The sequence below is a fragment of the Pseudomonas sp. GYB4201 genome (assembly GCF_056312595.1).
The window spans coordinates 141,090-154,845 of record NZ_JBWGIG010000004.1 but is presented as its reverse complement, the minus strand read 5'-3'; the positions used below and the strand labels follow the sequence as shown (position 1 = coordinate 154,845).

Sequence of the window (13,756 nt, the reverse complement as noted above, 5' to 3'; positions counted from 1 at the left end):
TGTTGGAAGGCCACAAAAGAACCCGCTTCGGCGGGTTTTTTATTGCCCGGAAAACGACCCCCCGTAGCAGCTGCCGCCAGGCTGCGTCAGGCCGCACGCGTTGCATCCGATGCTGCGCAGGGGCCCAGACGCGGCCTGGCGGCCGCTGCTACAGGGCTGTCAGCGGATGTTTCCCGGTGGGGTGGCCGGTACCTGCTGCCATGGCACGCTGCACGTGCGCACGTTCGGGTAGTACGCCTGGCTGGACCGGCAGTAATACCAGTCCGAATTCGCCTGGGCGGGTGGCGGCGGTACGGCCGAGGTCTGTACCGGCGCGGCCTGCTGGTAAACCGGTGCTGCCTGGTACACCGGCGCCGGCGCGTAGTAGCCGTACGCTGGGTAGTAATAGTTGGTGGCAGGGTAGTAATAGGTCGTGCGCGGGTAGTAGTAGGAATCCGCTACCACCGCTGCGGTATACCCCAGGCCTAGGCCGATACCCAGCCCCCACCAGCCGCCACCGCCCCAGCCCCCACCGCGATGCCAGCCGCCACCACCATGCCATCCGCCGCCATGGGGGCCGGCGAACGCCGGGGCCGACAGCCCGGTTGCAGCAGCGAGTACGCCAATAAGCACACTGCGTTTGATCCGATTGATGTTCATGATGCCTGCCAGATGAAAAGTCCTACGGCGGTTTTCGCGTGGGCGGTTGAGCTTCGCTCCCGTGGGGAGTGGACAGTCGCGTCCAGGTCATCCGGTCGCCGCGGTGGCCGGAAAACACCCGTGCATCCCACTTGATAATAGCCCAAGTCCGATGCCCAAGCCGGTCAGGCGCCCGGTGGCACACGCGCCCCAGGCACCGCAGCCCTGCCACGCCAGCCAGGGCCTACCTAAACAGTAATCCTTTTCACCTGTCCCGAACATGAATGCGTGTACCGCCCGGCATACGCACATGGGCGCGGTTTATGCAGCAAAAGCCGCTATTGGGAAAGGTCCTACGCACTAACCGGAAACGGCTGATTTTTTACACCTGAACGATTGGTTTCTGATTGGTAAACCATCCAGGTGAATGAACAGGACCTCCCATGCCCCGCGACACCCTCAGCCCCACCTTGCCCATCCAGGCCCGTCCGGTGCTCTGCCTGCTGCTGGCCGTGGCAGCGCTCAGCTTCATCGCCGGGCTGTTGCTGGCCCATGGCCTGGTGCTGGAGGCCAACTGGCCCACCTACAACGACATCGTCAACAACCTCGACCAGCCCGGCGCCTGGCTGCGCTGGGGGATCGGCGACATCAGCGAGTTCGCCTTCTACAAACATGAGTTCGCCGCCATCGGCCTGCTGGCGGGTGCCGGTCTGGCCTGGTGGGCCAACAGCACCGGCAAGCGCTGGCAGGGCTTCGCCATCGCCTACGGCAGCGGCCTGTGGCCCTGGCTGGTGACCAGTTCGTTGCTGAGCCTGGTGCTGAGCAACCTCTTGTGGGGCTGGACCCTGGACGCCGACACCTGGCAGCCCACTTTCGTCGCCTTCGTCTCCGTGCCCGCTGCGCTGGTGCTGATGCATGGCCCCGGCTGGCGCATCACCGTCACCGGTGCGGTGTTCGGCGCGTTGCTGGTCACCCCGGCGAGCCTGGTGCTGGTCAACTATGTCTGCGTGCCGTGGAAAATTCCCGCCGTGGTGGGGGCAGTGTCCGGCATGGCGCTGGCCGGTTTCGTCGCGTTCCTGCTGTGCAAATGGTTCCCGGCCCTGGTCAAGCCCGGCAGCGTGGCAGCCGTCACTGCGCTCCCCGCGCCTGCGCAAAAACACGGCCTGGTCTGGGGCCTGCGCCGCGTGCTCGCCGACTTCTCCGAGATGCCGTTTTTTGGCAACGAACTGGCCAGTCTTGGCCTGCTCGGCGGCGTGCTGCTGGCCTGGTGGCTCAACCCCGCCAGCCCGGTCTACGGCACAGGCCTGCTGCTGCCGATTCTCATCGGCCAGGCGCTGAGCTCGGCCATCGGCATCTACCTGTGGCGCGGGCATTGGATGGCCAAGGGCTGGTACCCCACCTACATCCCCATCGTCTCCGTGGTGCCTGCCGCGGTGCTCACCCACGGCGGCAGCGCGCTGGTGGTGGCGCTGAGCGCCGTGCTCGGTGCCCTGGTGGCGGCGCCGTTGGCGGATGGGGTGGCGCAGAAGCTGCCTCGGTGGGTACATCCCTATGTGGCGAATGTAGTGTCCATGGCCATCAGCACCTTGCTGATCGTGCCCTTCATTGGTCTGCTGATCGTCGCCAGTGCCTGCACCCAAGACTACCTGTAAGCGGCTTTCCCTCTGCCGTGGTGCGGTACCGGGCGCCTAAGGTCCCGATGGCATCGCCATCCCGACCACAAGGACCGTCACCATGAGAGAGTACATCGTGCTACGCCGCGAAGCCCCCCAAGGCCGCACCGGCTTCGCCAGCCTGGCCAGCAAGGACGCCGAACCCGCCGAGCCCAGCCTGTCCCTTGAACGCATACCCGCCCACGCCCTGGCCGAGCTCAACGCCGAGCCCGACGTGGCCCTGGTCGCGCCGAAAATGCCGACCCGGCTCATCGCCCCCCAAAACTCCCGGGCCGCCCGCCACAAGCCCTGCTGGGGCGCCGACGCCGTGGGGGCCACCGCCAGCCAGTACACCGGTGCTGGCGTCAGCGTTGCCGTGCTGGACACCGGCATCGACGCCACGCATCCAGCCTTCGCCGGCCTGGTGCTGCTGGAAAAGGACTTCAGCGGCGACGGCAACGGTGACGTCCAAGGCCATGGCACCCATTGCGCCGGGACTATTTTCGGCAGTGGCCTGGACGAACGCATCGGCGTCGCCCCGGGCGTCAGTCGCGGCCTGATCGGCAAGGTACTGGCCAACGACGGCAGCGGCAGCTCGGAAATGGTCTTCGACGGCCTGCTGTGGGCCCTGGACCAGCGCGCCGGTATCATCTCCCTGTCCCTGGGCTTCGACTTCACCGGCATGGTCAAGACCCTGGCTGGCAACGGCTGGCCGGTGCAACTGGCGACCTCCAACGCGCTGGAAACCTACCGTGCCAACCTGCGCATGTTCGACGCCATCATGGCCATGACCAAGGCCCGCGCCGCCTTCGGCAGCAGCACCCTGGTCATCGCCGCCGCCGGCAATGAAAGCCGCCGCAAAACCGACCCGGAATACCGCATTGCCGCCTCCCTGCCGGCCGCCGCCGACGACGTGCTGTCCGTCGCCGCCATCGGCCGTGACGGCGCGTACTACAGCGTCGCCGACTTCTCCAACTGCTTCGCCACCCTCAGCGCGCCCGGCGTCGACATCACCTCCGCCTGGCCCGGCGGCGGCCTCAAGACCCTGAGCGGCACCAGCATGGCCTGCCCACACGTGGCGGGCGTGGCGGCGCTGTGGTGGGAAGCGATCGCGGCCACGGGAAAGAAGGCCAATGCGCGCAACGTGCGGGCCAAACTGGTGGGGACTGCGCAGGTAGGCCGGTTCGAGAAGCTGGATGAGGTGGATGTGGGGCAGGGGGTGGTGGTGGCGCCTTAGAGCGGGCTCTTAGCCGCTGCCGAACTGGCTTTTCGTGTAGAGGCAGAACCAGTTCGGGCCGCAATGAACGCATGCCCCCATCACCTCATGGGGGCGCTGGATCGTCGGGCACAAAAAAGGCTGCCAATTGGCAGCCTCTTCGAGTGATCCAGGATCAAATCAATCCCAGCTCAACGCCCCACCAGTCTGATACTCGATAACCCGCGTCTCAAAGAAGTTCTTCTCCTTCTTCAAGTCCATGATCTCGCTCATCCAAGGGAACGGGTTAGTAGTCCCTGGGTACTCTTCCTTCAAGCCAATCTGCGACAGGCGACGGTTGGCGATGAACTTCAGGTAGTCTTCCATCATCGCCGCGTTCATGCCCAGCACGCCGCGAGGCATGGTGTCACGCGCGTATTCGATTTCCAGCTGGGTGCCCTGCAGAATCATCTGCGAAGCTTCTTCCTTCAGCTCGGCGTCCCACAGGTGCGGGTTTTCGATCTTGATCTGGTTGATCACGTCGATACCGAAGTTCAGGTGCATCGACTCGTCGCGCAGGATGTACTGGAACTGTTCGGCGACGCCGGTCATCTTGTTGCGGCGGCCCATGGACAGGATCTGGGTGAAGCCGCAGTAGAAGAAGATGCCTTCCAGTACGCAGTAGTAGGCGATCAGGTTGCGCAGCAGTTCCTTGTCGGTCTCTGGGGTGCCGGTGTTGAATTCCGGGTCAGAGATGGCGCGGGTGTACTTCAGGCCCCAGGCTGCCTTTTTGGCGACCGATGGGATCTCGTGGTACATGTTGAAGATTTCGCCTTCGTCCATGCCCAGCGATTCGATGCAGTACTGGTAGGCGTGGGTGTGGATCGCCTCTTCGAAGGCCTGGCGCAGGATGTACTGGCGGCACTCCGGGTTGGTGATCAGGCGGTACACGGCCAGGGCCAGGTTGTTGGCAACCAGGGAGTCGGCGGTGCTGAAGAAGCCCAGGTTGCGCATGACGATGCGGCGCTCGTCGTCGGTCAGGCCTTCCGGGTTACGCCAGGTGGCGATGTCGGCGGTCATGTTGACTTCTTGCGGCATCCAGTGGTTTGCGCAGCCGTCCAGGTACTTCTGCCAGGCCCAGTCGTACTTGAACGGTACGAGTTGGTTGAGGTCGGCGCGGCAGTTGATCATGCGCTTTTCGTCAACGGCGACGCGGGCGGCGGAGCCTTCCAGCTCGGCCAGGCCTTCGGCGACGTCGAGCTTGTCGAGGGCGGCCTTGGCGCGGGCTACGGCGGCGGAGTCGTTGGCGGTGACGGCGCGGGCTTCCTGGGCAGCACCGGCACCGGCGCTGTCGAGTTTGTCCATGGCTGCTTCAGCGGCGTGGCCGGCGTTGGCGCCTTTGGCGGGTTGTTCGCCGTCTTCTTTGTCGAATTCGTCCCAGCTCAGCATGGTGATGAAGGCTCCTGCTTGGGTCTGCCCGCGGGCGACCGGATGGATTTTAAGATGAGGTTGCCATTGGCCGTTTAGCGCACGAAGGCTGGACGGATGGCATTGCTAAATTGTTCGGATTGCCCGGCCGCTACGTTTCGTGGCGACCGCTGCGCATGATCGGAATCAGCAGTGACGCTTGCGGTGAACGGCGGGGTTGAGGCCGAAGTCAGGTATGCAAGTCGTCATGGTTTTTGCCCTGTGTTGGGGGACGCGATTATACGGAATATTGCAGCGTCCGTGTTCATCGTGGCGCAATCAATTCGCTATTTTGGATAGGGCGTCATGGAGCCCTTTGTTTGCAAACGGGTTTTGCCTGAGTAGGCGGGCGAATCGCGTATGTGGTGTTGCTGTGCGTTTGCAGGCACTAAATATAGTGTTTTGGTGGCGGAATCGCAAGGCGGATTTCGGGGTGTTTCCGGCGTGTGTGGCTGTGTGTCGCGGTTGGGTTTGAGGTTGGTGCGGGTGGGGGGCAGGTGAAGAGGGGGTGGTTGTGACGCGGCCTTGCGGCCGCTGCTACGGGGTATGAAATAGCAGGCACAAAAAAGCCAACCCGAAGGTTGGCCTTTTCGTGCTGCTAGCTAAGCCTTATTGGCAAGCTTCGCAATCCGGCTCGTCAATCGCGCAAGCCTTAGGCACTGGCGCTGGGCCTGCGGCCTGCACCGGTGCGCTGTCACCACCGCTCGACACAGCGTTCAGCTTGCCGGTGTTGATGGTCGACTTCTCGGTGCTGGTCGCGGCCAGGGCACGGAGGTAGTAGGTGGTTTTCAGGCCACGGTACCAGGCCATGCGGTAGGTCACGTCCAGTTTCTTGCCCGAGGCGCCAGCGATGTACAGGTTCAGCGACTGAGCCTGGTCGATCCACTTCTGGCGACGGCTGGCGGCGTCGACGATCCACTTGGTTTCCACTTCGAAGGCGGTCGCGTAGAGGTCTTTGAGCTCTTGCGGGATGCGCTCGATCTGCTGCACGGAACCGTCGTAGTACTTCAGGTCGTTGATCATGACCGCGTCCCACAGGCCGCGGGCCTTCAGGTCGCGTACCAGGTATGGGTTGATCACGGTGAATTCGCCCGACAGGTTCGATTTCACGTACAGGTTCTGGTAGGTCGGTTCGATCGACTGCGACACGCCAGTGATGTTGGCGATGGTGGCGGTCGGTGCGATGGCCATGATGTTCGAGTTACGAATGCCTTTCTGCACGCGGGCACGGACCGGAGCCCAGTCCAGCGATTCGTTCAGGTCGACGTCGATGTACTTTTGGCCACGGGCTTCGATCAGGATCTGTTGCGAGTCCAGTGGCAGGATGCCCTTGGACCACAGCGAACCCTGGAAGGTCTCGTAGGCGCCGCGCTCGTCGGCCAGGTCGCAGGAAGCCTGGATGGCGAAGTAGCTCACCGCTTCCATGGACTTGTCGGCGAACTCGACGGCAGCGTCGGAACCGTACGGGATGTGCTGCAGGTACAGCGCGTCCTGGAAGCCCATGATGCCCAGGCCGACTGGACGGTGCTTGAAGTTCGAGTTCTTGGCCTGTGGCACCGAGTAGTAGTTGATGTCGATAACGTTATCGAGCATGCGGACTGCGGTGTTCACGGTGCGCTGCAGCTTGGCGGTGTCCAGCTTGCCGTCGACGATGTGGTTCGGCAGGTTGATGGAGCCCAGGTTGCAGACGGCGATCTCGTCCTTGTTGGTGTTCAGGGTGATCTCGGTGCACAGGTTCGAGCTGTGGACCACGCCCACGTGCTGCTGCGGCGAACGCAGGTTGCATGGGTCCTTGAAGGTCAACCATGGGTGGCCGGTCTCGAACAGCATCGACAGCATCTTGCGCCACAGGTCTTTGGCCTGGATGGTCTTGAACACCTTGATCTTGTTGTACTCGGTCAGGGCTTCGTAGTACTCGTAGCGCTCTTCGAAGGCCTTGCCGGTCAGGTCGTGCAGGTCTGGCACTTCGTTCGGCGAGAACAGGGTCCACTTGCCGTCATCGAAGACGCGCTTCATGAACAGGTCAGGGATCCAGTTGGCGGTGTTCATGTCGTGGGTACGACGACGGTCATCACCGGTGTTCTTGCGCAGTTCGATGAACTCTTCGATGTCCAGGTGCCAGGTTTCCAGGTAGGCACAGACAGCGCCCTTGCGCTTGCCACCCTGGTTCACGGCCACGGCGGTGTCGTTCACCACTTTCAGGAACGGCACCACGCCTTGGGACTTGCCGTTGGTGCCCTTGATGTACGAACCCAGCGCACGGACCGGAGTCCAGTCGTTGCCCAGGCCGCCCGCGAATTTGGACAGCATGGCGTTGTCGTGGATGGCGTGGTAGATGCCCGACAGGTCATCCGGCACAGTGGTCAGGTAGCAGCTGGACAGCTGTGGACGCAGGGTGCCGGCGTTGAACAGGGTCGGGGTCGAGGCCATGTAGTCGAAGGACGACAGCAGGTTGTAGAACTCGATCGCGCGGTCTTCGCGTTGCTTCTCTTCGATCGCCAGGCCCATGGCCACGCGCATGAAGAAGATCTGCGGCAGTTCGAAACGCACGCCATCCTTGTGGATGAAGTAGCGGTCGTACAGGGTTTGCAGGCCCAGGTAGGTGAACTGCTGGTCGCGCTCGTGGTTGATGGCGTTGCCCAGTTTCACCAGGTCGAACTCGGCCAGTACCGGGTTCAGCAGTTCGAACTCGATGCCTTTTGCCACGTAGGCAGGCAGCGCCTTGGCGTACAGGTCGGCCATCTCGTGGTGGGTGGCGCTGTCGGCCACTTCCAGGAAGCCCAGGCCTTCGGCACGCAGGGTGTCCATCAGCAGGCGGGCGGTCACGAACGAGTAGTTCGGCTCGCGCTCTACCAGGGTACGGGCGGTCATCACCAGGGCGGTGTTGACGTCCTTCAGGGCCACGCCGTCGTACAGGTTCTTCAGGGTTTCGCGCTGGATCAGGTCGCCGTCGACTTCGGCCAGGCCTTCGCACGCTTCGGTAATGATGGTGTTCAGGCGGCCCATGTCCAGCGGCGCCAGGGAACCGTCGGCCAGGGTGATACGGATGCTTGGGTGGGCATCGACCGGGGCTTCGGCGGTGGTGCGCACGGCGCGTTCTTTCGAGCGGGCGTCACGGTAGATGACGTAGTCGCGGGCCACTTTCTGCTCGCCGGCACGCATCAGGGCCAGTTCGACCTGGTCCTGGATTTCCTCGATGTGGATGGTGCCGCCCGAAGGCATGCGACGCTTGAAGGTAGCGGTGACTTGTTCGGTCAGGCGCGCCACGGTGTCGTGGATGCGCGACGAGGCGGCAGCGGTGCCGCCTTCAACTGCGAGGAATGCCTTGGTGATGGCGACGGTGATCTTGTCGTCGGTGTAGGCGACGACGGTGCCGTTGCGCTTGATCACGCGCAGTTGGCCCGGCGCGGTGGCGTTCAGGTCCAGGTTGGACTCTGTAGCCTGGGGCGCCTTGCCCGCTGGGTTCTCGCGAGTTGTGTCGGTCTGCATCGGTTTCTCCATGAGGAAAAGTCTTGACTCGCAAACGGAAAAATCCAGCAATCGACCCTGGGTCGTGCTGGATCCGTTCGGGAGTGTTAAAGAGCAAAAATGTACGGTTTCAAGAAAAAAAAATTGGTAAAACGGGCTTGAGATTAGCGTAAAAAATGTGGTTGGCAATGCGCCAAAAACCCAACATGTAGTGGTTCGGCGAGCAATCGATACAAGATAAGGCCCCTCCGGCAACTTTGCAACACGCTAGGGTTGTGGATAACTTGTGAGTAATTTGTGGGAGAACCTGCGTAGCCCATGTAGGCCGCGTCCCACACCCTCGGGACCATTTGTCCGGCTTTTTTTAGCCCCGAAAATGGCGCCCGGTTTTTTGCGGGCGCGCACCCTAACACAAAAAAACACAGCCACCGACACGTTTTTGGCATGCTGTTGTTTCAAGCGCTCGACGGCTCCCCGCAGCGCCCTTTGGAGTCCCGATGAACCACGACTGGACCACTGGTCCCTACGCCGCTTTCCTACAGGGCCTGTTGCCCATGGACGACTCAAGGCCAGCGCAACCGCTGCACCAGGCCCTGCAGACGGCCGAGCTGGATGCGGCACTTTTACGCATCTATGGGCAGCCGCTGTTCGATGAGCAGAAGCCGGTGTTGGTTTCCCAATGGTCGAAGTATTTTTTCATGCATTGGTGGCCGGCCATCCTGGTGACGCAGTTGGTGCATGGCTGGTACCTGCCGCTGCAGCTGGACCAGCTGGGGCTGGTGCTCAACGAGCGTGGCTTGCCGCTGGCGGTGAAGCTGCTGGAGGAGGGCGAGCCGGGCGAGGCCGATGAGTCGCTGGAGCCGGTGGTGCAGGCCAGCCTGCGGCCGTTCATCGAGCGCCTGAGTGCCTATGGCGAGGTGCCGACGGCGGTGCTGTGGGGCAACGCCGGCGATTACCTGGAGCAGGCCGCGGTGCGCCTGCAGGCGCTGGGCGTGGCGGTGGGGCCGGCGCTGGCGCTGCTGCATTCGCGCAAGGCGGCGGATGGCCGTGGCAACCCTTTATATGAGCCGGTGCGCTACCTGCCCGATGGCAAGCGCCAGCGGCGCAGTTGCTGCCTGGCGTACAAGGTGGACTGGGTGGGGCATTGCGAGCATTGCCCGTTGGTTGGCCCGTAGCCGCTGCCGAAGGCTGCGCTGGCCCTGCGCCTCGCTGAAGATCTCCAGGGTTCACACGGCCCAGCGCAGCCTGGCGGCAGCGGCTACGGGATCGGTGTCAAGCTTGTATCGCCACGAGGCTCAGCAGATGATCGTTCTCCAGCCCGAACTGCCCCTCTATCTCGCGCCCGTGGCACCACTGCGCTGACAGGTCCGTCAGCAGGCGCATGCGCACCCTGCCGGCGGCGTCCCATTCCACCACTTCGGCATGTTCGAAATAGAAGCGCTGGCCGACGATGGGGTACAGCGCCTTGAACAGGCTTTCCTTGATGGAGAAGGTCAGCGTCACGGTCAGTGACACCTGGGCCGGGTCCATGCGCGCCAGCTCGTCTGGGGTGAGGATTTCCCCCGCCAGACGCGTGGCGCGGTCGTCGCCCAGCAGGGTTTCCATGTCCAGGCCCAGGCCTTGCCAATCGCCGTTGCGGGCGACGATGGCGCCGGCCCAGCCGGTGCCGTGGGTGATGGAGCCGCTGATGCCGGCTGGCCAGATGGGCGCGCGGTCGTCGCCGATGGCGGGCACGTGATCGATGCCAGCCAACTGCTGCAGGGCGCTACGGGCGCACAGGCGGCCGGCGAGGAATTCGGCCTGGCGCTTGGCGACCGAGCGCTGGATGTTGGCGGGCGGCTGGATGCCGGCGCGGACGAAATCGTCGGCGGCCAGGGCCTTGGGGTCGAAGCGGTTGCTGGCCAGCACCACGCCGGGGAGGGCGAAGGGCAGGGGCCAGTGGGCGTGGGGGGCGGTGCAGCAGGCGATGGGCGCGTTCATGGCGGTAGTTTGCCATAAATGTTTATGGCGCAGGTTTGGCGGGACGCGGCCTGCGGCCGCTGCTACAGGCCGCGTCCGGGTCAGCCGAATACCTTCTTCAGGAACGCCTGCATGTCCGCCCAGGATTTCTCGTCGGCGGCCTTGTTGTAGCCAATGTCCGGGCCGCCATGGTCGCCATGGGCCAGGCGGTCGGCGTCGGGGTTGGTGAAGCCATGCTTGGCGCCGGGCTGCACCACGAATTGGTAGTTGACTCCGGCGGTGGACATCTCGGTCTTGAAGTCCGCCACGTCCTTGGGCGTGCTCATGCTGTCCAACTCGCCGTGCTCCACCAGGATCGGGGTTTTCACGCTGCCCTTGGTGGCCCGGGTCTTGGCCGCCAGGCCGCCGTGGAAGCTCACCACACCGGCCAGGCTTTCACCATGGCGGGCGGCGTTGAGCACCACGGTGCCGCCGAAGCAGTAGCCGATGGCGGCGATTTTCGCCGGGTTGGTCTGCGGCTGCTTTTTAAGCAGTTGCACGCCGGCGTCGAAACGGGCGCTGGAGACCTGGGCGTTGGCCGAGGCTTCCTGCATGAAGGCCATGGCATCTTTCGGGTGCTCGGTGTTCTTGCCTTCGCCGTACATGTCGATGGCCAGGGCGCTGTAGCCCAGGGCGGCGAGCGCGCGGGCGCGGCCCTTGGCGTAGTCGTTCAGGCCCCACCACTCGTGCACCACCACCACGCCTGGGCGTGGGCCCTGGATGGCATCGTCGTAGGCAAAGTAACCCACCAGCGGCGTGCCGTTGAGGTCCTTGTAGTGCAGTTCCTGAGTCTTGATTTCGGCCTGGGCCAGGGTGCTGGCCGCCAGCAGCAGGCACATCAACAGTACACGCATGTTCGTGGCTCCTCGTATAAGCAGTCAGCTCAGCCTAGACCATGGCTGGTTCAGTAAGGGTTCAGCGCTGCCTGACTAAGCTTGTTACAGGTACACTCTTGGCGCCGGGGCTTGTTCGTGCAAGCGCCCGGTGCCGTCATACGGATGAGGTAACACGGCGGCCCGCAAAGCAGGGCACCAACCGGGGAGCACTATGAAACTGCTGGTGGTAGAAGATGAGGCGCTGTTGCGGCACCACTTGTATACCCGCCTGACCGAGAGCGGTCATGTGGTGGAGGCCGTGGCCAATGCAGAGGAAGCCTTGTACCAGGCCTCGCAGTACAATCATGACCTGGCCGTGGTCGACCTGGGCCTGCCCGGCATGGGTGGCCTGGAGCTGATTCGGCGCCTGCGCGCCGACGGCAAGGCCTTCCCGGTGCTGATCCTCACCGCCCGCGGCAACTGGCAGGACAAGGTCGAAGGCCTGGCTACCGGCGCCGATGACTACGTGGTAAAACCCTTCCAGTTCGAAGAGCTGGAAGCGCGCCTCAACGCCCTGCTGCGCCGCTCCAGCGGTTTCATCCAGTCGACCATCGTCGCCGGCCCCCTGCTGCTGGACCTCAACCGCAAGCAGGCGAGCCTGGACGAGCAGCCCCTGGCCCTGACCGCCTACGAATACCGCATTCTCGAATACCTCATGCGTCACCACCAGCAGGTGGTGGCCAAGGACCGCCTGATGGAACAGCTGTACCCGGACGACGACGAGCGCGACCCGAACGTGATCGAAGTGCTGGTGGGCCGCCTGCGCCGCAAGCTGGAAGGCACCAACGGCTTCAAGCCCATCGAGACCGTGCGCGGCCTGGGCTACCTGTTCACCGAGCGGTGTAAATGATTCGATCGCTGCGCGTACGGTTGATGCTGGCGGCCTTCCTGCTGTCGGTGCTGTTCATGATCGGCCTGCTGCCAGCGTTGCAAAGCACCTTCAGCCTGGCCCTGCGCGAGTCCATCGAGCAGCGCCTGGCGTCGGACGTGACCACCCTGATCTCTGCCGCCCGGGTCGAGAACGGCAAGCTGCAGATGCCCGACCTGCTGCCCGACGAGCGCTACAACCTGCCCGACAGCCGCCTGCTGGGCTACATCTACAACCGCGAGGGCGAGCTGGTGTGGCGCTCGCGGGCCACCACCGAACAGAGCATCAACTACAAGCCGCGTTATGACGGCATGGGCGCGCAGTTCGCGCACATCCACGAGCCCAATGGCGAGGAATACTTCGTCTACGACGTGGAGGTGAAGCTGCTGGGCGGCAAGAGCGCGGCCTACAGCATCGTGGCCCTGCAATCGGTGAAGGGCTACAAGATGATTCTCTCGGGCCTGCGCGAGAAGCTCTCGTTGGGCTTTGGCGCCGCCTTGCTGGCCCTGCTGGTGCTGCTGTGGGCCGGCCTGACCTGGGGCCTGCGCGCCCTGCGCCAGCTGAGCCTGGAACTGGACCAGATCGAGTCCGGCCAGCGTGACAGCCTCAGCGAGACCCATCCGCGCGAGCTGCTGCGCCTGACCGGCTCGCTGAACCGCCTGCTCAGCAGCGAGCGCGAGCAGCGCGGCCGCTACCGTGACTCCCTGGGCGACCTGGCCCACAGCCTGAAGACGCCGCTGGCGGTGCTGCAGGGCGTGAGCGAGACCATCGCCCAGCGCCCGGAGAACATCGAGCAGGCGCGCATCCTGCAAAGCCAGATCGAGCGCATGAGCCAGCAGATCGGCTACCAGCTGCAGCGCGCCAGCCTGCGCAAGAGCGGCCTGGTGCGCCACCAGGTGCTGCTGATGCCGCTGCTGGACAGCCTCTGCAGCACCCTGGCCAAGGTGTACCGCGACAAGCGCGTGCACGTCAGCTTCCATGTGGCTGACTCGGCCCAGGTGCCGATGGAGGAGGGCGCGCTGCTGGAGATGCTCGGCAACCTGCTGGAGAACGCCTACCGCCTGTGCCTGGGCGAGGTGCGGGTGAGCCTGGCCTCTGGCGAGTTCGGCACCCAGCTGAGCATCGAGGACGACGGCCCGGGCGTGCCCGAGAGCCAGCGCGCGCGCATCCTGCAACGGGGTGAGCGGCTGGACCGGCAGAACCCGGGGCAGGGCATTGGCCTGGCGGTGGTCAAGGACATCATCGAGAGCTATGACGCGCAGCTGATCCTGGATGATTCGCCCTTGGGTGGGGCGGCGTTCCGGGTGCGCTTTAAACCGCTCTGAAGTGGGCTATACCTTTAGGTAGGGGGTAGCCGGTGACGCGGCCTTCGGCCGCTGCTACGGGAATTGCGGGGTGGCTGTGACGCGGCCTTCGGCCGCTGCTACAGAGAATGTGCGTCGCGATATTGCGGCGGAAATCCGCCATGTGGCGGAAGTTGTCCCGGGCAAATGGCGGATTTCCGCCAGGTAAGTTCCCCAATAGTGGCTAACATGATGGCACCCAACCCCCACAATCATTGACCGTTCGCCTTGGCGCGCGACCTGGCACGGCCCTTGCGATACAACACGCAAGG

10 protein-coding genes are annotated in these 13,756 nt (G+C 64.0%); 5 read left to right on the top strand and 5 right to left on the bottom strand.

Annotated features, from left to right (window positions below; genetic code table 11):
* Window positions 1–159: 159 nt before the first annotated feature.
* Window positions 160–639, bottom strand: a complete 480-nt coding sequence (locus AC0Z2B_RS05470) for a hypothetical protein (RefSeq protein WP_476295483.1) — start codon at window positions 637–639, stop codon at window positions 160–162.
* Between the two features lie 422 nt (window positions 640–1,061).
* Between AC0Z2B_RS05470 and AC0Z2B_RS05465 the strand changes: the two genes are divergently transcribed.
* Both AC0Z2B_RS05465 and AC0Z2B_RS05460 read left to right on the top strand, forming a co-directional pair.
* Complete coding sequence (locus AC0Z2B_RS05465) at window positions 1,062–2,270, top strand: hypothetical protein (protein ID WP_476295481.1); 1,209 nt, start codon at window positions 1,062–1,064, stop codon at window positions 2,268–2,270.
* Window positions 2,271–2,352: 82 nt separating this feature from the next.
* Window positions 2,353–3,507, top strand: a complete 1,155-nt coding sequence (locus tag AC0Z2B_RS05460) for a S8 family peptidase (RefSeq protein WP_476295479.1) — start codon at window positions 2,353–2,355, stop codon at window positions 3,505–3,507.
* A gap of 159 nt (window positions 3,508–3,666) precedes the next feature.
* On the opposite strand, the gene AC0Z2B_RS05455 is transcribed toward AC0Z2B_RS05460, so the two are convergent.
* Both AC0Z2B_RS05455 and AC0Z2B_RS05450 read right to left on the bottom strand, forming a co-directional pair.
* Window positions 3,667–4,914, bottom strand: a complete 1,248-nt coding sequence (locus AC0Z2B_RS05455) for a ribonucleotide-diphosphate reductase subunit beta (RefSeq protein WP_416426443.1) — start codon at window positions 4,912–4,914, stop codon at window positions 3,667–3,669.
* Window positions 4,915–5,541: 627 nt separating this feature from the next.
* Window positions 5,542–8,421: a ribonucleoside-diphosphate reductase subunit alpha gene (locus AC0Z2B_RS05450; protein ID WP_473004245.1), complete on the bottom strand. Its 2,880-nt coding sequence runs from the start codon at window positions 8,419–8,421 to the stop codon at window positions 5,542–5,544.
* Window positions 8,422–8,897: 476 nt separating this feature from the next.
* Between AC0Z2B_RS05450 and fhuF the strand changes: the two genes are divergently transcribed.
* Window positions 8,898–9,575: a siderophore-iron reductase FhuF gene (fhuF, locus tag AC0Z2B_RS05445; RefSeq protein ID WP_476295476.1), complete on the top strand. Its 678-nt coding sequence runs from the start codon at window positions 8,898–8,900 to the stop codon at window positions 9,573–9,575.
* A gap of 97 nt (window positions 9,576–9,672) precedes the next feature.
* On the opposite strand, the gene AC0Z2B_RS05440 is transcribed toward fhuF, so the two are convergent.
* Entirely contained in the window at window positions 9,673–10,380 is a 708-nt protein-coding gene (locus AC0Z2B_RS05440) for a 4'-phosphopantetheinyl transferase family protein (RefSeq protein ID WP_476295474.1), read from the bottom strand.
* Window positions 10,381–10,460: 80 nt separating this feature from the next.
* Window positions 10,461–11,252 carry a dienelactone hydrolase family protein gene (locus AC0Z2B_RS05435; protein ID WP_476295472.1) on the bottom strand — a complete coding sequence of 264 codons (792 nt, stop codon included), beginning with the start codon at window positions 11,250–11,252 and terminating at the stop codon, window positions 10,461–10,463.
* A 193-nt stretch (window positions 11,253–11,445) separates the two neighbouring features.
* On the opposite strand from AC0Z2B_RS05435, the gene AC0Z2B_RS05430 reads away from it, so the two are divergent.
* Both AC0Z2B_RS05430 and AC0Z2B_RS05425 read left to right on the top strand, forming a co-directional pair.
* Entirely contained in the window at window positions 11,446–12,123 is a 678-nt protein-coding gene (locus AC0Z2B_RS05430) for a response regulator (RefSeq protein ID WP_268149043.1), read from the top strand.
* Window positions 12,120–13,466, top strand: coding sequence for an ATP-binding protein (locus tag AC0Z2B_RS05425; RefSeq protein WP_416426432.1), 1,347 nt, complete (start codon window positions 12,120–12,122; stop codon window positions 13,464–13,466). The genes AC0Z2B_RS05430 and AC0Z2B_RS05425 overlap by 4 nt, the downstream gene beginning before the upstream one ends.
* Window positions 13,467–13,756 lie beyond the last annotated feature (290 nt).